A 19,690-nucleotide genomic window follows, 5' to 3' on the forward strand; every position below is an offset into this window, starting at 1 on the left:
TTTCGCAATCACTGACATAGAGACTCTGCAAGTCATGACATAGAAACTTGATTTCGGTTTGAATTTTACGGTTTACCTTTCAATGAAAGCTCCGTGCGGATTTGCACATACGGTCGTACTTTTAAATCGCTGATATGAAGTCACTGGATATTTCGTGCGAGCAGCTGCGCCAAGTCGTACATTTCGTCCGTTAGTAGTTGTGTTTTGCCTGTAAATCAGCCAAAACAATACATTACATTCTTACCTGTAAAGTTATACTTGCCAAAGTCGTGCGTTTGGAAGCGCTCATCGTAAAAGGGTGAGAAATTATGGACGAATTACCAGCATTATTCGACGATGACAATTTGCAGCAATACGTTCCCATTGCTGTCGGTATTGTAGGTGTCATCCTTGTCGTGGTAGTTGCCATCATCTTGTTCAAAATAGTGTGTTGGCTGGTTCGCGCTATTGTACTTCGTGTCCATAAGTCACAAGTCAAGCAACAATATGGTGTCGAGGTTCCCGATTTCATTGTTGTGAAGCGTTCGGAATCCGAGCAATCGATCGGTTCGTTTCGGTTGCGGTATCCGCGCTGGTTGGCTCGCAAACGCGATGGAAACCACGACGGGCGGAGCAAGGATTGGACCGTCATAGAGCCAGAAAGTGTTTTGAGACTCGGACGTTGGGAATTCGTCGGTAAGAATCCCTTTGCATTCTATGACTTCGTCAATGATTTTCGCGCTCACGGGGTGACTATTGGGTATTGCCGTGAGGAACAGCATAAGCGGCAGCTGAACGCACGCAGAAAACAATCAAGGCGCAATGCCAATTCCATTGACAACATCATCGCCCAGTTCCAACAGCAGCCCACTGATTTCGAAAAGTTCTGCGCAGATTTATTTCGTGCGTTGGGATATCGCAACGCCCAAGTCACCCCACCTGTGCGTGACGGTGGTTTTGACATCCTGCTTACCGAAGCCAGCGGAATCAGAACTATTGTGGAATGTAAATGTTATGCCCGCAATCATCACATCGGCCGACCGGTGATTCAGAAGTTACAAGGTGCCAACGCAGTGACAAGGGCTGAGAAAATGATGGTCGTCACGACCAGTTCGTTCACGCCGGATGCCACCACTTATGGCGCTCAAGTGGGTGTGCAGCTTACTGACGGCAATCTGCTCGTTCAACTCTGCCAACGCGCCTGGGGCGCTTTCTTGCCGGATTCGGTCATCCCTGAAATGCCTGTCTACCTCACGCGGGCAGACCTCCTGATGCAGTTGCCTGCTGATTTGCGCGGCCGGTATTAAAGCCGAACCATAGGTTTCGTCTACTGCTCAAACCTCAAATAATCTGAGGCGGGAACCACTCGGAATTGTTTGCCGTATCCGGGTTCGCCGCGATAAATAACACTGCGGCGCTCAGATGGAACGCCTAGGGTGTCACCGATATCGACAAGGGTCTTTCCATACTTGCCGTGATAGGTCTGCGAGGATTTGATCTCGGCCATTGACGGGTTCGCTTGGTCGGTGAAATCGAGCAGGTCCACCTCGCGTTGCGAACTGTCACGATAGAAATAAAGCTCTGGCTGTTCACCCAAGTTGTAGTGGTTCTTAGCTGTTTCTGCGACAATGAGATTCTCGAACACGGCACCGAGCATCGGATGACGCAGTAGCGCGCTCAGGCTATGGATGCCGAGCAGATAGCAGAGCAGGCCGGTGTCGTAGAAGTAGAGTTTCGGCGTTTTGGTGATGCGTTTGCCGAGGTTCTTGTGGTATGGCGGCAGCTCGAAAGTGATGTAACTGGATTCCAGGATGGAAAGCCATGATTTCACGGTTCTGAAACTGATGCTCAGGCTGTCCGCCATGGCGGTGTAGTTGACAAGGTTGCCCGAGTTCTGTGCGCAGAGCTGCAGGAGGTTGAGGAATGCGGATGCGTCGCGCACGTCAAGGTATCCTTGCACATCCCGCTCAATGTATGTGCGAACGTAGCTGTTGAAATATATGCTGAGCGCTCTGCCGACTGCTATCGTTGGATCAGCGGTTTGAGCAGCATCAGTCCCTATGCCGCCGCCATTGCCTGCCGTCCCGGCGACGCCAGGCCTCATTGCATTGAGCATACCGACGTCATAGGGCCGCGGATAGCCTCCAACGAACATGAACTCATCGACGTTCGGCGCGATATCTGTCTGCTGTGCTTCGCTGAAGGAGAGAGGCAGCAGCCGTAGGAGGCCGACGCGGCCGGCGAGCGACTGGGTGATGTTCTTGAGCATCAGGAAATTCTGCGAGCCTGAAAGCACATATTGCCCCGTCGTGCCTCGTTCGTCAGATGCCACCTGGACCATGGAGAAAAGTTCCGGGATGTACTGTGCTTCGTCAATGATGAGCTTGCCGGGCCGCGTATTGATGAAGCCGACTGGATCGTTTTCGGCTAGTTGCCGCGTGCCGGGGTTCTCGAGATTGACATACTCGTAATCATTGAACGCGCTGCGGATCAGTGTGGATTTGCCGCTTTGACGTGGGCCCGTGACCGAGACAACGGGGAACCAGGAGGCAATCTGCTTCATCTGTGTCACCAAGCTGCGTGGAATCATTGCTAGCTCCTATTCACGAATAAAAGATGCACCGTGCAAATCATGACATAGGAACTTCGCAAATCATGACATAGGAGTTCCGCAATCACTGACATAGCTTACCTGCAAATCATGACATAGAAACTCAGATAATCATGACATAGGAATCTGATTTGCGCGTGATTGCGCGGATTCTCACAGTCATCGGACGTTTCGTGCAAATCGGTATGTAGAGTTGTACATTTTGTCTGTTGGCCGCTGCCCACTGGTTGTTTTGTGCGAGCGGCAGCGCGGAATATATCAGGCTGCTTCCTACGTTTTGCGACGTTGGATGTCGCTTTTGGTAGAGGAAAATTGCGAGCGACCGTGATTTGTGCCTTTTGGCCATCCAATGGGTTTTGTCGCCGCTGTTAGAGGCTCAGCGTAAGATAAATGGCGTAATTGACAGTTAGGAGCCACTATGGGTGTACTCGATAAATTTGAGCATGGCATAGAAGGGGCGGTGAATGGCGTTTTTTCGAAGTTCGGTTCGAAGGACCTGAAACCGGTTGACCTTTCCAGCGCTCTTGAGCATGAGATTGACGCCGAGGCCATGCCCGTTGGGCAAGACCGCACCGTGGCACCCAACGAGTACCGCATCAAGCTGAGCACCCCCGATTTCGATCGCATCGAGGAGTGGGGCAGCGCCACACTCGCGGATGAACTGGCCGAAAATCTTACGAAGTATGCCAAAAGCCAGCATTATGCCTTCGTGGGCCCCGTGGTGGTGATCTTTGAGGAAGATCTTGACCTGAGTGCCGGCAACTTCAACGTTACCTCCGAATCCGTGCAGGGCAACGCCGTGCCAGTCACGGTGGAGGACCAGGCTCAAGACAGCCCGGTGCTGGAGATCAACGGCAGCCAGTACCTGCTCACCAAGCCCAAGACGGTGATTGGCCGCGGCTCAGGTTGTGACATCGTCATCGACGACCCGGGCATCTCCCGCAACCACTTGGAGATCGACATTACCGATGCCGGCGTGGTGGCCCGGGACCTCGGCAGCACGAACGGCACGTATGTGGAAGGCCATCAAGTGCCGGCGGCCACGTTGGTGGATGGCAACACCATCACCATTGGCCGTACGCGCATCATGTATTGGGCGTCTTCCCAGGAAGATGCCTGAGCGATGCTTGGCCACGCCTAAGGTTGGGGGGAAATCGTTGGGCGCTGGCCGTGAGTGTGGGTATGAGGTGAGCCGAACCGATCTGTAGTAGTGTTATAACGCCGGCGTTAGAGCCTGCGCGCCGTGGAAGAGATATAGGATGTACACAAAATGATTGGGGGCAAGAAGCGTAATGACTGATTTGACATTCACCATATTCAGGTACGCCTTTTTGATTTTGCTCTGGGTCATGGTCTACTTTGTTGTGCACTCGTTATATAAAGACATCGAAACCTTAAGTCCCCATAAGTCCTTTGGCCATCATATGCGTGACCGTAAGGCGCAGAAAGCGGCAAAGGCTCCCGCCCCTGCGGCTTCGCCATTGGTGGCCGGAAGGCATAGGCCGTCAGGTGGTATGCACAGCGCGGCACCTACGTTGCTCACCGTTCTCGACGGCCCAGCCGCCGGCGCCTCCGTTCCGTTGAAGGGGTCAACCACCATCACCTTGGGTCGCTCCTCCTCCAACACCGTGGTGCTTGATGATGAGTTCGTCTCCTCCCACCACGCTCGCGTCTACTTGGACCCGGTTTCCCAAGCTTGGGCCATTGAGGATTTGAATTCCACCAATGGCACCGTTGTCGATCATCACCGCATCTCCAACCCCGTGACGTTGCAGGCTGGAGTTCCGGTGCGCATCGGCTCCACCACGATTGAGTTGAGGTGATGCGATTGGGCGATACGTCAACTCAAGATCAATCGGGTGTGAAATCTGCGCAGGCTGAGCGTCAAGGGGAGCAACAAGAGGCTGGGCCGAAGAGTTCAGCTGGACACCTGTTTCTATACTCCACCACTGTCTCTGACGTGGGCACGGTGCGTAGCAACAACCAGGATTCATCGTTTGCAGGGGAGCGGCTGGCGGCCGTATGCGACGGCATGGGCGGCCATGCCGGAGGCGATACCGCCTCTACGATTGCCATCAAATCGTTGGCTCATTTGGAGAAATCGGGTGATGATCCAGGTGATGGCGCCGCCGATGCGGATGTAGTGCATGGCGAGCCGGCGCCGGCAACTCAGGGTGCCACGCAAAAGGGCTTGGGAGACACGAACGATGGCGCCGATGATGGCGCTGCCAATCGTGGTGCCCATGACGACGGCAATGAGATTCTCTCTGTTGCCTCTGCGCTGCAAAAGTCCGTTAAGAACGCCCACGATTCCATTGTTGCCACTGCGCAATACGACCGGAGCCTGGCTGGCATGGGCACCACACTTTCAGCCGTGGTGTTGGTCGACGATCACTGGGTGTGCGCTCATATAGGCGATTCCAGGGCGTATATGCTGCGCGATGACCGATTACGCAGGATGACCCACGATCACAGCTACGTTCAGCATTTGGTGGATTCTGGCCGCATCAACGAAAGCGAGGCCCGCAGCCACCCCCAGCGCAACGTGGTGATGCGGGTGCTTGGAGATTTCGACATTGACCCCACGCCCGACATCTCAATCTCTAGGGCATATCCGGGCGATCGCTGGCTGCTTTGCTCCGATGGTTTGTGCGGGGTGTTGGACGATGCCACGATCGAGGATGTGCTGGCAGCCGTTTCCGACCAGCAGGAGTGTGCTCGGCGATTGGTCTCCATGGCGTTGAAGGCGGGCAGCACTGACAACGTCACGGCGGTCATCGCCGATGCCACTGCGGCTCTGCAGCTTGACCATCAGATTCCAGTGGTTGGTGGAGCCGCCACTTCTGGCCTCGATGTCATCGCCGACAATGTAGGCAAACAGGTGATTGCGGCTCCCTCGCTCGTACGGGCTGCGGCTCCTTCGGGGTCCCCTGACGAAGCCGGCGAACAATCCGGTTCTGTCAATCAGGCTGGTGGAGAGCCTTCCGATGAGCCTATAGTGGCGTTGCCGGCTGCCATGGGCGAGGAGGACAAAGGCGATCTGGACACCAGCGAGATTCCGGTGGTCAAAAAGCGGGACGGTCGTCTCTCGTCTGATCCGCATGACCCTGAGGTCGCTGCGTTCATCGAGCATGAAAAACAGAGCAAGACACGTGTGGTCGGCAAGCGTAAGATGCGCAAACGCTTGGCAAAGATCGCAATCGTGCTGCTGGCTGTCTTGCTGGCTGTATTGGGTCTATCTGCGGGGTATCAGTGGACTCGCAGCCAGTATTACATCGGCGAATCCGAGGGAGTGGTGGCCATATATCAAGGGGTCAACACGAATCTATTCGGATTGAGTCTTTCTCGCCCTGTGGAAACAACAAATATCGACGTTGCTGAACTTTCCCAGGATTTGAATGACAAGATCACGCAGGGGGTGAGTGAGGAATCCTTATCTGACGCCCGTGAGGGGATTCGGGTCATCAAACGTGACCTGGCCAAACAAAACCGCGACAAGGCGAAGGATTCCAAAGCCAAGGCCAACTTGGGGAATTCGAATGGCTCCAGTGGCACCAGCTCCGCAGGCAAGGGGGCTCAGTCATGATAGTCACCCGTTTGCGTCAGATTTCGTTGCTACTGTTCTCGTTCGCACTCAGTGCGTTGATTTTCTTTCAGATGTTCGAGCGAACGTTGGGGTATGTTCCGGTCAGATATATCGTCATTCTGTTGGTCACTGCTGTGTTGTTCGTGGTGCTGTGGGCTTTGCTGCTCATCTTCCAGCCGTACGCCAACCAGACCATACTGCCTTGCGTGGTCATGCTCACCGCCATAGGAACGATGATGATTGTCCGTATAGACAATGCGTCGAAGCCTCGAGGCGATGTGGGTTACCAGCAACTTATCTGGGTGTGTCTTGCCCTTGTTCTGACATGCGTTCTCGTTGTGCTGCTACGCAACTACCGTGTGCTTCGTCGTTTTTCCTACCTTAATATGGCCATCGGCCTTGTGCTGCTGCTTTCGCCCATGATTCCCGGTATCGGGCGCACCATTGGGGGCGCTCGCATATGGATCGGCATCGGCAGTCATACGTTTCAGCCAGGAGAGTTTGCCAAACTGTTTCTGGCGTTCTTCTTTGCGGCATATCTGTTTGGGCATCGCGACCAGTTGGCGGTGGGTGGCAAGAAGATTCTCGGCATGCAGCTTCCACGTATCAAGGATCTAGGCCCTATAGCCGTGGTCTGGGTGGTGTCCATCGGAGTGCTCGTGGTGCAAAGGGATTTGGGAACATCCCTGATGTTCTTTGCCCTCTTCGTTTCGATGCTTTACGTTGCCACTGGCCGCAAGAACTGGTTGGTCATCGGCGGTGTGGCCTTTGCCGCGGCTGCCGTGTTCGCCGCGAAGGCGTTTGCCCATGTGGGCTATCGAGTGGATGGTTGGTTGCATGCGTTCGATCCAGCCGTGTACGGGCGTAAATACGGCAGTTCCTACCAGCTGGTCACCGGTCTCTTCGGCATGGCCGCAGGGGGCGTAGCCGGCACCGGCGTGGGGCAGGGTAGCCCATACAAGACCCCCCTCGCCAATTCGGACTTCATCTATGCATCGCTCGGTGAAGAGTTGGGGCTGGCCGGCATGCTGGCCATTCTCATGCTGTACCTGGCCATCATTGCCTCGGGTTTTATCACTGCCATGAAGATCAAGGACGGGTTCGGCAAGCTTTTGGCCTCGGGCTTGGCGTTTACGATGGCTTTTCAGATTTTCACCGTGGTCGGCGGCCTGACGCGGGTGATTCCCATGACCGGCCTCACCATGCCGTTCATGGCGTCAGGTGGCTCCTCCTTACTGGCGAATTATCTGTTGGCGGCATTGATCATCATCATTTCCAACGATGCCAATAGACCGGCTCAAGATGACGAACTTTCTGCGACCATGCAGTATGAGGCGTTGTTGGCCATGAACAACCGTGCGGCGGCCAAAGGCCGTGAGGAAACGGAGAAAAAAGTTCATCGGTCAGGTGGCAATGCCGGCTTGGTGGGCTCTGCCGAGGCTGCAGATTCATCGGCGCCATTGGCTGGGCGCGTCGGTTCGCCTTCCACCGGTTCGCAGAATATGAAAACCGAGGCCATCGACCGTGGCCAGCTCAAGGCGGATGGGCTATTGGCTGGCGCCTCATCTGAAGATGGCATGGGCACGCAGATTCTTGAATCAAAGCCGCGTCAGTCATCGTCGGTTCCAGTTGGTGGGGTTCAGGCAACGTCGGTTCCGTCGGCGCCAGTAGAATCGGCTTTCACGCCGCCGGCGTCCGATTCAGCCGTGCAACCGCAGACTCGAACCGTTCAGTCGGCACCGGCCGGAGAGCAAGGAGGTGAAAACGATGAATAAGTACTTGCGGCAGCTGTTTGCGGTGGTGCTTGTGTTGTTTGTCATCATCGCTTTCTCGAGTTCCTGGTCATCAGTGATTATGTCTGATAAATACAATTCAGACCCTCGAAACATGCGTGCATACGAACTTTCGGTGGGTGCGCCTCGAGGCCCCATTCTTGCCTCGGACGGCACCGTGATCGCCAAGTCGACCCCGGTGAACGACAACTTTGCGTATCAGCGTATCTATACAGACGGCCCGCTCTATGCTCCGGTCACCGGCTACTTCTCCATCAACCAGGCCGCCGATCGCGGTATTGAAGCCTCGCGCAATAAGCCACTTACGGACGAGTCGAGCAACATGTTCTGGAAAAAGCTCAAGAGCACGGTGGACGGTAGCAAGAACAACGGTGCGACCATCGAGACATCGATTGATCCGGAGATGCAGAAAATAGCATATAACGGCTTGTTGAGCACGGGTAAGGAGGGTGCGGTCGTGGCCATCGAGCCCAAAACCGGGAGAATACTGGCCATGGCCAACTCGCCTAGTTATGACCCGAATCAGTTGGCTGGGCATAACGGCGCCGAGGTCAACAAGAACTATGCGGCGCTGACCTCCGGGGATTCAAGCCCCATGGTCAACCGTGCCACCTCCCAGCTCTACCCGCCTGGGTCCACGTTTAAGACCATTGTGGCCACGGCGGCACTTTCATCGGGTAAATACCAGCCTGATACCGTCATACCCGCAGGCTCCTCCTATACATTGCCCGGCACCAACACGCAGCTTACGAACGCAACGCCTGGAGCCGAGGGCGTCGATGGCCATATCTCCTTCGAAGACGCCTTGGCCTATTCGTCGAATACGGCGTTCGCCCAGCTGGGGGTGTCGCTCGGCGGCAATGCGATTGCGGCGCAGGCCAAGAAGTTCGGCTATGGTTCGCCGGTTACGATTGACGGCACGAACGCGACGGGCATGCCGATGCGGACCGTGGCCTCGAAGTTTCCAACCAGTCCAGCCAACGACAAATTGGCATTGGCCTCCATAGGCCAGGGCGACGTGCAGTCCACGGTGCTGCAGAACGCATTGGTGGCCGCGACCGTGGCCAACGGCGGTACGATGATGAAGCCCACGCTCGTTGACAAAGTGCGGGCCAGTGACCTATCAACGATCTCTCAGACCCGCCCTGAGGCGAAGGTGAATGTGATGTCGGGCGATGTGGCCAATAAGCTGACCGGCATGATGGAGTCGGTGGTGACGAAGGAGAATGCGAATCTTTCCTTGCCGGGCATCAAGGTGGCGGCCAAGACCGGAACGGCTCAGATAGGCGTGGGCAATTCAAGCATCGATGGCTGGGTGATAGGATTTGCACCAGCGGACAATCCGCAGATTGCCGTCGCTGTGCTGGTGCACGGCACTGATTTGTTGGGCAGTTTTGCAGCTGGCCCGATTATGAGGTCGATCATGCAGGAGGCGTTGGCGAAATGAGACTTGTGGAAGGGCAGTTGATCCACAATCGCTACCGCTTGGATCGCAGGCTTGCCCAGGGCGGCATGGGAGAGGTGTGGAAAGGTTACGACCTGCAGCTGAACCGCGATGTGGCGGTGAAGGCTCTGCGCGCCGATACGAGGGACACCGGTGCGAAATTGCGCAGGTTGCGTCGCGAGGCTTATAACTCTGCCGATTTGGCGCATCCTAACATTGCGGCATTGTTTGAATACTATGAGCATGACGGCATCGGTTTCATCATCATGGAGTATGTGCCGAGCGATTCGTTGGCCGATCTGTACCGCAGGCAGCGTGGGCCGATGGACCCTCTGGAATTGCTTCCCATTCTCATTCAGGTGGCTCGTGGATTGTTCGTGGCGCACTCTCATGGTGTGGTTCATCGCGATGTGAAGCCGGGAAACATCATGGTTTCGACCGACGGTGAGGTGAAGATCACCGATTTCGGCGTCTCGCACTCCACCAATCAGGTGCAGATCACGCAGGACGGAATGGTGGTGGGCACGGCCCAGTATATTTCTCCGGAGCAGGCGCAGGGTGAGCAGGCCACTGCGCAGTCCGACATCTACTCCTTGGGCGTGGTGGCATATGAAGGGCTGTGTGGCCATAGGCCGTTTACAGGTGCCACGCCGGTTGACATCGCTGCGGCGCATGTCAATGATGCAGTGCCGCCATTGCCTGATTTCATCGATTTGCAGCTTCGGCAATTTGTGATGTGCATGCTTGAAAAAGATCCACGTGACAGACCGAAGAATGCGCTCGTGGTTTCGAGTACGTTGGCGCGCATCGAGCGACGTTTGCTCGACCAGCGCACCGAACTGGAGAACAACGTCATTCGCACCCGTGGTGGACGCGTTCCCCGGCGGGTGGTGAGCATGCCTGGCGGTGTAGGGAGGCCGCGGCGGTCTACTGAGCATTCGGTTGTTGCTGGAGATCTGCAAGACGAGTCAGGTGTGCAGACGGATGCCGGACAGCCAAAGCTTGAGCTCCCTGAGAAGATGAGGGGCGCCGAAGGGCAGCAATCGGAAGCTGAGCAGTCTCAGTCTCAACAACTGCAGCCGGAACTTGATGAACAGACACAGAAGGAGCAACTATGAGCGTGAATTTGCCTTCATCCCTTGCCAATGGACGCTACCAGCTCGGTGCACTTATCGGCAGGGGCGGCATGGCCGAGGTGCATATCGCACAAGACACCAGGCTCGGGCGTGTGGTGGCCATCAAGATCATGCGCAGCGACCTGGCCAATGATGAGATCTTCCTGCGTCGCTTCAGTCGTGAGGCCCATTCCGTGGCGCAGATGAACAATGCCAACATCGTCAACATCTACGATTCCGGCGAAGAGACATTGGTGGACGACAACGGCGGCACCGAACGTGTGCCCTACCTCGTCATGGAGTACGTCAAAGGCCAGACCCTGCGTGACATCATCAAGGCGAACGGGCCCCTGAGCCAGCGCGACGCCGAACAGGTGATGCTCGGCGTGCTCACGGCGCTTGACTACTCGCACCGCATGGGGATCATCCACCGCGACATCAAGCCTGGCAACATCATGATCTCTGAGCAGGGCATCGTCAAGGTGATGGACTTCGGCATTGCCAGGGCCCTGGATGACTCCGTGGCCACCATGACCCAGTCGCAGGGCGTGGTCGGCACTGCGCAGTATCTCTCCCCCGAGCAGGCCCGAGGCGAGACCGTCGATATGCGAAGCGACCTGTATTCCGCAGGCTGCGTGCTTTACGAAATGCTCACCGGCAAGCCGCCGTTCACCGGCGACTCCGCCGTGGCCATCGCCTACCAGCACGTTTCCGAAGTAGCCACCCCGCCTAGCTCCATGGTGCCGGGGCTTCCGCGCATGTGGGACCAGATCTGCGGCAAGGCCATGGCCAAGGACAGGCAGAATCGATACTCGACGGCTGCGGAATTCCGTAACGACATCCTCACCTTCATGAATGGTGGTGTGCCTGTTGCCGCTGCGTTCAACCCGCTTTCAGACCTTTCCAATATGCAGGCTCGCAAGCAGGCCGAGGAAACGGCTGCCACAGAGGCCATGAATCCTCTGGAGACGACGGCCACCCAGGCGTTCAACCCACTTGAATACGACCCCACCACGGGGACGTTGGGCAATACTGCGGGCACGGCAGTGAAGACGCGGGCGGAAGAAGCCGAAGCGGCAAAAGCCAAGAAGAAAAAGAAGATCATCATTGCATCTGTTATTGGCGGTTTGGTGGCGGTTCTGGCCGTGGTTGGCGTGATGTTCGCCCTGACGCATGCCAAGAAGCCGCAGTTTGTCACCGTTCCCTCGTTCAGCGAGAGCACCACGGAGAATCGTGCCCGTAAACAACTGGAAACCGTGGGTCTTAAGATGCAGGTCGAACAAGACACAGATTCCACTCAGCCGGCGGGCACATTCACCAAGCAGTCGCCTGCGGGGGGCAAGAAGGCCGTCAAGGGCTCGACTGTGAAGGTGTGGTTCTCTGCAGGGCCTCAGGCAACGGCTGTGCCCGATGTGAAAGGTGAATCTCAGGAACAGGCCCGAGCCAAGCTTGAAAAGGCCGGCTTCAAGGTGACTGCGAGCACACAGACCGAGGGCAGCGCCGATGTGCCCAAAGACATGGTGACCCGCACCGATCCGGCTGCAGGCAGCTCCGCACCCAAGGGTTCCACGCTGATGCTCTATATTTCCTCCGGCATGACTAAGGTGCCTAATGTGATTGGGCAGCCACAGGCTCAGGCCGTCAAGGCGCTGCAGGATCAGAAGTTCATGGTGAACACCGTTCAGGAGAACAACGATGCCGCCAAGGGAACGGTGTTCCAGACCGATCCCGGGGCCGACACCAGTGTGGCGCAGGGGTCAAGTGTTACGGTGCACGTTTCGTTGGGCAAGGCGCAGGTCACGGTGCCCGATGTGCCCAACGGTACCACGGTCGGCACTGCCAAGCAGATTCTCCAGTCGGTCGGCCTCACTCCTAGCGTGCAAGGTGGCGACAATGACATTGTCACCGGCATCAACCCTGGACAGGGAACGACTGTAGACAAGGGCTCAACCGTTACCATCAGCAGCAAGCCGGCGTCTTCCAGTTCCCAGCCGGGAGGCAATGGCGATGCCAACGGCGGTGGCGGCGAAACCAGCGGCCATTAGAACCATGAGTAGGTATTGACAGCTTACGGTAGTTGAGGCTGCTGTGGTTGTTGATTGGCATGCACTCTCGGAGAGGAATGGGGTGCATGCCGATTTTGCTTCTGCAATGGCTGTTGTGAGGGGGTGAATGGTTGCTGATCTGCCGCTAAACAGATGTTCAAAGCAGATATTAGACGGTTTTTGGGCAATGACTGAGTAATTGCCAGTGGAGCGGTTTCCAAAGTTAGAACTGAAGCCTACAGCTGCCACACAATTTGCTGGTTAAGCTCACGCCGTAGTGCCCGCCAATTGGGCAGATAAGCGTCCATGCGGCGCTGGAACTGCGGGCCGTGGCCATTCTCCCAGAGATGGGTCATTTCGTGCACGAGCACGTATTCCAGGAGCGCCGGGTCCATTAGCCCGAGTTGGAGATTAAGCCTGATTCGGCCGGTGGCGGGTGTACATGAGCCCCAGCGCGAGGTCATGAACCGCAAGGTGATGTGCGAGGGGCCGCGGCCGATGATTGGTTCCCAGTGGTCCAGCAGTGAGGGGAGTTGTGCGTTGATGCGTGCGGATGCCTCTTGTTGACGCCCGTCGGTCCAAAATGCTGAAGTTACAGTGTTGGCATCACTGCTTTGCCGAGGACCATCTACTTGGTTGTTGCTGTTTTGGTGGGTTTTTTCTTCGTGGCCGAGGATGCGCTGGAAGCCCTTTTCGCTGTTTGCCAACGCATCCAGGCTCGTGGCCTGCATATTGTTCACAGCCGCCTGTATGCGTTGCTGTTGTTTGGCTATCCACGTTCTGCGCAGCTGCACGAATCTTGCGATGTCTTCGCTCGGCATTCGATTGGGCGCGCTCACCTCTACCTGCCCGGTCGGAGGCTTGACTCGCAAGTACATGTTGCGTATGGCCTTGCGCGTCACCCGCACGCTCAGTTCATCCACCGCGAGGATCGATTCGCTGGCGGCGTGTGCGTGGCTGGTTCCGTGGCGGTAAGGCATACGAGCATTGTCGCTCGGCGGTTTGACCGCGGCGTTGGTGCGCCTCAAAATAACACTTATGTACTTGGATTTGTTATTTTGTGCTGCTCGTCGCAAGTGAAGCGTCACATCATGGAATTTGCTCGACACGCAACGCACCATGAGTTGACTCGTCTGCATCGGCTGTTAGTATATTTTCTTGTACGTTTTAGTACGTGCGGGCCCATAGCTCAGCTGGTTAGAGCGCATCCCTGATAAGGATGAGGTCGGAGGTTCAAGTCCTCCTGGGCCCACGCAGTGTTCTCTGCTTGTTTTTCATACGCGAATCGATGGCGATATGATGTTGCTTTGAACATGTGCACCACGGGGCTATAGCGCAGTTGGTAGCGCATCTGCTTTGCAAGCAGAGGGTCGCCGGTTCGAATCCGGCTAGCTCCACAATCACCTCAGAATCGTTGAGGTTTTGGTTTTTTACTGTGCATTATGAATGTTCATTTCAGATACGATGCGGTGTGATGGCTGTGACTGTTCTGGACTTTTCGGTCAGAGGGGGTCTTTTCTGGAGAATACTTCATGATGTTGAAATAGGAATGGCAGAATTTCAATGTTTCTATTTTTATAGGGGTATCTGCTTTGAAAAGTCTCCTTTGAGCGGATGAAGCGTGGCTTGCGAGAACGGTGTGGATTTGGGTTCGTCACCGCGTGTGATTGATTCTCACTGGCAATTACAAGCAGAACGATGTCGTTGTCTGCGAACCACTTACGTGTCAAATAAACGCCATTTGAATTTAGGTAGGGAGATTTTCTCGGTATAGTCATGTCGCGGAAAATAGGAATGGCGGATTTCCAATGTTTCTATTTTCCATAGCGGACCAATACCGAGAAAATCTCCCTACCCAAATTTCCCAGACTCATTTTGGGATGAAAATGCGCCGATTTATGGTCTGGCGATGCTTATCGCCTCTATAACCACCGATTTAGGTTTGGACTACAACGCCTCGGTGTCCTGCTCGCCGGTGCGTACGCGGGTTACGGAGTCGATGGGCAGCACCCAGACCTTGCCGTCACCCACACTGCCGGTGTGCGCGGCGTTGACGATGGTGTCCACCACCCCGGCTGCCTCGGCGTCTGTGACCACGAGGTCGATTCGGGTCTTCTGCACCAGTTGCGTGGTTTGCTTGACGCCCCGGTAAACCTCCGAATACCCACGCTGGCAGCCATAGCCGGCCACGTCGCTGACGGTGAGTCCGTTGATGCCTTTGTGTTCCAGTGCCTGCCGTACGTCGCCGAATTGTTGTGGGCGAATGATGGCTGTAATGAGTTTCATGATTCTGCTCCTTGTATTGTCCCTATTGCCCAACGTTGACCAACGACATGGCCGAGGCGAGCACGTCGTAGGCGCTTTCGCCCTGATCGGACAGATCCACGCCCAGCTCTTCATCATCGGAGCTCACCCTCCAACCGAGCGTCTTCTGCAATGCAAACGCAATAGCAAAGGTCACTACAGCCGAATAGACGATAGCTACCAGTGCCACCACGATTTGCACCGCCAGTTGCCTCCAGGATCCACCTGTAAAGAGACCGGTTCCGGCGCCGAACAACCCGACGAGCACAGTGCCCGTGAAGCCGCCCACTCCGTGTACGCCCACCACGTCGAGCGAATCGTCGTAGCCGAAGCGGAACTTCAATCCGCATGCCAAGCAGGTCAGCACTCCTGCAACTGCGCCGATCACCATGGCCCATAGCGGCGAAACCACGTCTGCTGCGGGCGTGATGGCAACCAAACCAGCCACCATGCCGGAGGCTGCGCCGAGAGCTGTAAAGTGGCCGTTGCGAAGGCGCTCCGTGAATCCCCACGAGAGCATTGCCGCACCTGCTGCCACTGAGGTGCTCACCCAGGCGTACCCAGCGGTGCCGTTGGCGGCGAAGGCCGAGCCGGCATTGAAACCGAACCAGCCGAACCACAGCAGGAAGGCACCCAGCATGACGAACGGCACGTTGTGTGGTCGGGTCGCCGTGGTGCCGAAGCCCTTGCGCTTGCCGATGATGAGCACAATGACGAGCGCTGCCACAGCCGCGTTGATGTGGATGACGGTGCCTCCGGCGAAATCGTGTGCTGCGGCCCCAATCGCCTTTGAAATGGCTCCCGTGGGAGAAAGGAGCCCGCCGTTCCACACCATGTGGGCCATAGGCGCATAATCGAAGGTGATCCACAGCACAACGAACACCAACCAGGTGCTGTATTTGATGCGCTCGGCCAGGGCGCCTGTGATGAGTGCCACGCAGATCATGGCGAAGGCCATTTGGAAGGCCACGTCTATTGTCACCGGGTAGTGGCCATTGGCGTTCAGAGCGGTCGAAGTGAACGCTCCATCGTGCCCAACTTTCATGGAATCCTTCAGCAAGAAGCCCGTTGCCGGGTCGCCGAAAATACCGCCGATATCCTTGCCTGCGTATGCGATGGACCAGCCCCAGAACGCCCACACGATGGACCCAATGGCCAGTGCGCCGGCCGAGAGCATCAGCATGTTGAGCACGGCCTTGCGTCTCACCATGCCTCCATAGAAGAATGCCACTGCAGGTGTCATCAGAAATACCAACGATGCCGCCACAAGCATCCACGCTGCGTTTCCGCTATTCATTGCTTTCCCTTCGCTTCCCCTATCCGAGCCGTAACCGGCACGTTAGGATATATGAAACCCTTTGCGTGAGTCGCTGCGGTTACGCCAGATTACGAGCAGTTAAAACCTTGATTACGCGGAGGTAACATGCCGTTAGATTGCAGGTCTTGAGGGTGGATGCCGGGTTGATTGTGCCTATGGGGCGCAGTGTGGGGTTATTTGGCGTCAGTGAGGTCTGGAACGCAGGATTTTGGGTCGAGGTCGATTGGTATTCAGTGGGTGCTTTTGGGCATAGTGAGTGAAAGGCAAATATAAGAATGGCGGAATTCCAACGTTGAGTTGTTTGGTTCGGCGGCAATGTTCCATCGAAAGTACCCACTGAATGAAACTGAGTGAATGGTGGTGATTTTGGATGGCGCTATGGGGTTGTGGTCGTTTTGATGCAAGGGACGGCTCGTGCGCTCATGGAGCGATTGCGCACCATAGAGCGCATTCCATTCAGGCAGATGGGCGGCTTGAGGGTTTGTGGAGCGATTGGGGCGGTGCACTGCGTAACCTCCAACGTATGCAGGGCTGCTCGGGTGTTTATGGGGGCGATTATCAGCGTTATTTTCGTTCAGAGGGAGACTTTTTCTGGGATTTTTGTGGAGACAGAACTTGGAAAGGGCGGAATTATGCCATTCTTTATTTTGAGTCTCCAAGTTTTCATTGGGAAAGTCCACTGTGAACGGGAATCGCTGCGTCTGCCATGAATCGTCGCTTCATATTTGACCGCATCGTATCCCCTTGCATCATCGGGCAGAGGGAATGGGTACGTTTCAGCCGCATAACGGCCGATTCTTGTCTGGAATATCCCCATAATTCCGTACTCATTACGTCAGTGGGTATATTTCGGTCAAGAAGTGGTCAATTACTGTCTGGATTGTACCCACTTAGTTGTGTTTGCGGCGTAAGTGGGTACGGCTTGGTCATGCGGTGGCCAATGATCGTCTGGATCGTACACACTTGGGAACGGAACCCGATATAGTGCGTACGGTTCGGTCGTAAATGACGGGATGACGGCCGAACCGTACACATGATGTCGTATTACGAGCTGTTGTGGGTGCGATTCGGAAACTTCTACTAAGAGGTCAGTCATCTTACAGCTTCTGCCACGCAATGCCGCTAGGAGCAAGGTCGACGTGGAGCGTCAAGGTGTCGTCGTCAGCGCTTGCCGTCGCGCTACTATCTCCGCTGCCGGGCAGTGCCACATCGGTGCTCTGCGGCTGGTCGGTGTTGTTGACCACGCACAGCCACCCGGTTTCGGGGAATGCGGCGGTCTCGCACTCGGAATTGGTGGAGCTGTAGGCGGCATAGTCGGCCTCGCGGCCGGCGGCATAGAACAGAATCCGCTCCAGCAGCCGTGCGTTCTCACCGGAGTACGGCAGGCCGGAAAGGTACACGCCGCGCCCGGCCCCGTACTGGTTCGCCGCCAGTTGCACACGGCCATCCGCCGCCGAAAGCAGTTGAACATTCTCGTCGATGGGGTAGGTGCCGGTTACGGGCTCTCCGAAATCGTAGCCGATGCCGCTCAAAGCGCGAGGAGTGGCGTAGACCGTGCCACCGAAGTCCTCCGGCTGCCCCTGCGCCAAGGCCTCTGCGGTGACGCGCTCCGGTGCATCCGAAGTGATGAAATGCCCCTGCGTCATGGCTGGGAAGTATTTGTCGACCGACAGCGTCTGGCCCGTCTCTTCGTCCACGCCGAACACGTCCGCCAGCTGGAAGTAGCGCCCCTGCCAGGCAACGGCGCTGGGTTCCCCGAGCCCCACCAGGGCGCCGCCGCCGCGCACCCAAGCGCGCAATGCGGTGACGAGTCGGGCATTCTTCCACACCTCGCCGCCGCTGAAGGCTGTGCCGGCCTGACCGCCGGAGATGATGACGTCGATGTCGCCGTCAACACCGTGCGAGATTACGTCATCGAAGCTGATGAACCGCACGTTGACCCGCATGCCCGAGAGCGCCTCAAGCACACCGTAGTAGGAGCGGGTCTGCGGGTAGGGCTTGGCATGGGCCACCGTGTAGGCCATCCACGAGCGCTGGTGCCCCCAGGCGTTGAGCACCGCCACATTGAGCACTCCAGCAGCGCCTTTCCCGCCTGTTTTGGCCGTCAGGTCGCGGAACTCGTCGGCAATCTGCGTCACCGAATCCACGAACTTGGGGAACTTGGCCGCAAGCGAGAGATAGCCGCCGTAGCCCATCCGGTTCAGCGGGCTGCGCAGAATGGCGCGACGGGCCTTGCGCCAGTTGCTCCAGGCCTCGATGCTGGGGTCGTTGCCCTCGTGGAACGTGTCGGGGAAGAAGTATGGCAGGAAGCGGCCTTCCGTATACTTCACGCCTTTGATGTCGGCGATCATGCGCGTGGTGGTGCCGTCGCCCACCGAGCCCACCACCGCGTCAAGGCCGAGGTCTTCGAACCCGTCCACGTATGGCTCCGTGCCGATCCACTGGTCGCCTAGGAACATCATGGCTTCCTTGCCGGCCTCGTGGGTCATGGAAACCATGCGCTTGACGTTGCCGCGCACGGTGTGCATCACGAATTCGAGCCAATCTCGTAAGGCCTTGGTAGGCTGGCGGAAGGTGGAGTTGTAGCCTCCCTCGGTGACGAAGTCCTCCGGGCGCATGCGGTAGCCGTATTCCTGTTCGAACCCGTCGAGTGCGGCTGGGGAGACGGTGCAGGCGCAGCCGAACCAATCCACGATCTTCTCGCGTTTTTGCGAGTTGAAGATGAGTGTGAACTGGTAGAAGAAGGTGGTCAGGCGCACCACATCCACCTCGGGGTTGGACTTGAGCCAGTCACCGTAGGCCTTCATGATGTAGTCGCGCGTGGCCGGCTGATACACGTCCATGGGGATGGCGTGCTCGCGGTCGCCCCAGTTGTTGGTGATGTGATTGTACATCTCCACCGGGTCCCAGATGATGGAGGCCAGAAAGGTGACCGTGTATTCGTGGAACGCTGCCGCACCGTGCACGCTCACCACGTTGCGCTCGCGGTTCGTACTCCATTGCTCGGCTGGAACGACTGCTCCGGTGGTGCGGTCGGTGACTTCCCAGTATCGTTTCGGATCGGCATCGTAATTTGGCTGCAGTTGCTCGCTGTAGAAGGTCTGCATGAACGGAATCTCCACTGTGCCAGTCTTGCCCTCGGCGAGCACGCGCTGGCTCAGCAGGTAGACCATTGGGGTCTCGTCCATGTGCAGTTTGGCCCATTCGTTGTGGCCTCGTGCGGGGAAGTAGGCGCTGTAGATCTTCTTGCCGAGCGCCTTCACCTCGTCGTCCAGATGCGTGCCGTCGGAGTTGCGAATGGCATCCGCTCCCCAAAGCTCCGCCAGTTCCTTGGTCTTGGCCGCGAAGTTCTCCTCCGCCGGAAGTGTGAATAGTCCTTCGGACATCCTTATCCTTTCTTTTTTAAAAGTTATGTTAGTTTACATTATATAGCATCGAAGATATGGAACTCAGAGAAACTCTCAGTAAAAGTATGTCCAATAGCTAGGTTTGCGT

The 19,690-nt window shown here is 56.6% G+C and carries 14 protein-coding genes and 2 tRNA genes; 11 read left to right on the top strand and 5 right to left on the bottom strand.

Annotated features, from left to right (window positions below):
* The first annotated feature begins 308 nt into the window (after nucleotides 1-308).
* Nucleotides 309-1,286, top strand: a complete 978-nt coding sequence (locus ACSYSS_RS00230; protein ID WP_491703550.1) for a restriction endonuclease — start codon at nucleotides 309-311, stop codon at nucleotides 1,284-1,286.
* A 20-nt stretch (nucleotides 1,287-1,306) separates the two neighbouring features.
* On the opposite strand, the gene ACSYSS_RS00235 is transcribed toward ACSYSS_RS00230, so the two are convergent.
* Nucleotides 1,307-2,569: an ATP-binding protein gene (locus tag ACSYSS_RS00235; RefSeq protein ID WP_491703551.1), complete on the bottom strand. Its 1,263-nt coding sequence runs from the start codon at nucleotides 2,567-2,569 to the stop codon at nucleotides 1,307-1,309.
* Nucleotides 2,570-3,008: 439 nt separating this feature from the next.
* Between ACSYSS_RS00235 and ACSYSS_RS00240 the strand changes: the two genes are divergently transcribed.
* The 7 genes from ACSYSS_RS00240 (at nucleotide 3,009) to pknB (ending at nucleotide 12,573) form a co-directional block, all read left to right on the top strand.
* Nucleotides 3,009-3,710: an FHA domain-containing protein gene (locus ACSYSS_RS00240; protein WP_491703552.1), complete on the top strand. Its 702-nt coding sequence runs from the start codon at nucleotides 3,009-3,011 to the stop codon at nucleotides 3,708-3,710.
* A 172-nt stretch (nucleotides 3,711-3,882) separates the two neighbouring features.
* Nucleotides 3,883-4,413: an FHA domain-containing protein FhaB/FipA gene (locus ACSYSS_RS00245; protein WP_491703553.1), complete on the top strand. Its 531-nt coding sequence runs from the start codon at nucleotides 3,883-3,885 to the stop codon at nucleotides 4,411-4,413.
* A gap of 107 nt (nucleotides 4,414-4,520) precedes the next feature.
* Nucleotides 4,521-6,176: a protein phosphatase 2C domain-containing protein gene (locus ACSYSS_RS00250; protein ID WP_491704294.1), complete on the top strand. Its 1,656-nt coding sequence runs from the start codon at nucleotides 4,521-4,523 to the stop codon at nucleotides 6,174-6,176.
* Nucleotides 6,173-7,951, top strand: a complete 1,779-nt coding sequence (locus ACSYSS_RS00255; protein ID WP_491703554.1) for an FtsW/RodA/SpoVE family cell cycle protein — start codon at nucleotides 6,173-6,175, stop codon at nucleotides 7,949-7,951. The genes ACSYSS_RS00250 and ACSYSS_RS00255 overlap by 4 nt, the downstream gene beginning before the upstream one ends.
* Entirely contained in the window at nucleotides 7,944-9,416 is a 1,473-nt protein-coding gene (locus ACSYSS_RS00260; protein WP_491703555.1) for a peptidoglycan D,D-transpeptidase FtsI family protein, read from the top strand. Before ACSYSS_RS00255 ends, ACSYSS_RS00260 begins: the two co-directional genes overlap by 8 nt.
* Complete coding sequence (locus tag ACSYSS_RS00265; RefSeq protein ID WP_491703556.1) at nucleotides 9,413-10,531, top strand: serine/threonine-protein kinase; 1,119 nt, start codon at nucleotides 9,413-9,415, stop codon at nucleotides 10,529-10,531. Before ACSYSS_RS00260 ends, ACSYSS_RS00265 begins: the two co-directional genes overlap by 4 nt.
* On the top strand, nucleotides 10,528-12,573 hold the full coding sequence (gene pknB, locus ACSYSS_RS00270; protein ID WP_491703557.1) for a Stk1 family PASTA domain-containing Ser/Thr kinase: 2,046 nt from the start codon (nucleotides 10,528-10,530) through the stop codon (nucleotides 12,571-12,573). Before ACSYSS_RS00265 ends, pknB begins: the two co-directional genes overlap by 4 nt.
* A 236-nt stretch (nucleotides 12,574-12,809) precedes the next feature.
* Here the strand turns inward: pknB and ACSYSS_RS00275 are convergent, their stop codons facing one another.
* Complete coding sequence (locus ACSYSS_RS00275) at nucleotides 12,810-13,553, bottom strand: M48 family metallopeptidase (RefSeq protein WP_491704295.1); 744 nt, start codon at nucleotides 13,551-13,553, stop codon at nucleotides 12,810-12,812.
* Nucleotides 13,554-13,751: 198 nt separating this feature from the next.
* Between ACSYSS_RS00275 and ACSYSS_RS00280 the strand changes: the two genes are divergently transcribed.
* A tRNA-Ile gene (locus tag ACSYSS_RS00280) sits at nucleotides 13,752-13,825 on the top strand.
* A 72-nt stretch (nucleotides 13,826-13,897) separates the two neighbouring features.
* Nucleotides 13,898-13,970 (top strand) — tRNA-Ala (locus ACSYSS_RS00285).
* A gap of 550 nt (nucleotides 13,971-14,520) precedes the next feature.
* On the opposite strand, the gene ACSYSS_RS00290 is transcribed toward ACSYSS_RS00285, so the two are convergent.
* Nucleotides 14,521-14,859: a P-II family nitrogen regulator gene (locus ACSYSS_RS00290; RefSeq protein ID WP_491703558.1), complete on the bottom strand. Its 339-nt coding sequence runs from the start codon at nucleotides 14,857-14,859 to the stop codon at nucleotides 14,521-14,523.
* Between the two features lie 22 nt (nucleotides 14,860-14,881).
* Nucleotides 14,882-16,174: an ammonium transporter gene (locus ACSYSS_RS00295; protein ID WP_491703559.1), complete on the bottom strand. Its 1,293-nt coding sequence runs from the start codon at nucleotides 16,172-16,174 to the stop codon at nucleotides 14,882-14,884.
* Between the two features lie 371 nt (nucleotides 16,175-16,545).
* Here ACSYSS_RS00295 and ACSYSS_RS00300 point away from each other — a divergent pair, with 371 nt between their 5' ends.
* Complete coding sequence (locus tag ACSYSS_RS00300; protein WP_491703560.1) at nucleotides 16,546-16,905, top strand: hypothetical protein; 360 nt, start codon at nucleotides 16,546-16,548, stop codon at nucleotides 16,903-16,905.
* A gap of 387 nt (nucleotides 16,906-17,292) precedes the next feature.
* Here ACSYSS_RS00300 and gnpA read toward each other — a convergent pair whose 3' ends face one another.
* The gene (gnpA, locus tag ACSYSS_RS00305) at nucleotides 17,293-19,581 is read right to left on the bottom strand and encodes a 1,3-beta-galactosyl-N-acetylhexosamine phosphorylase (RefSeq protein WP_491703561.1); all 2,289 of its coding nucleotides are present in this window, start codon (nucleotides 19,579-19,581) and stop codon (nucleotides 17,293-17,295) included.
* Nucleotides 19,582-19,690: the final 109 nt, after the last annotated feature.

It is taken from the genome of Bifidobacterium sp. ESL1118 (genome assembly GCF_058505595.1).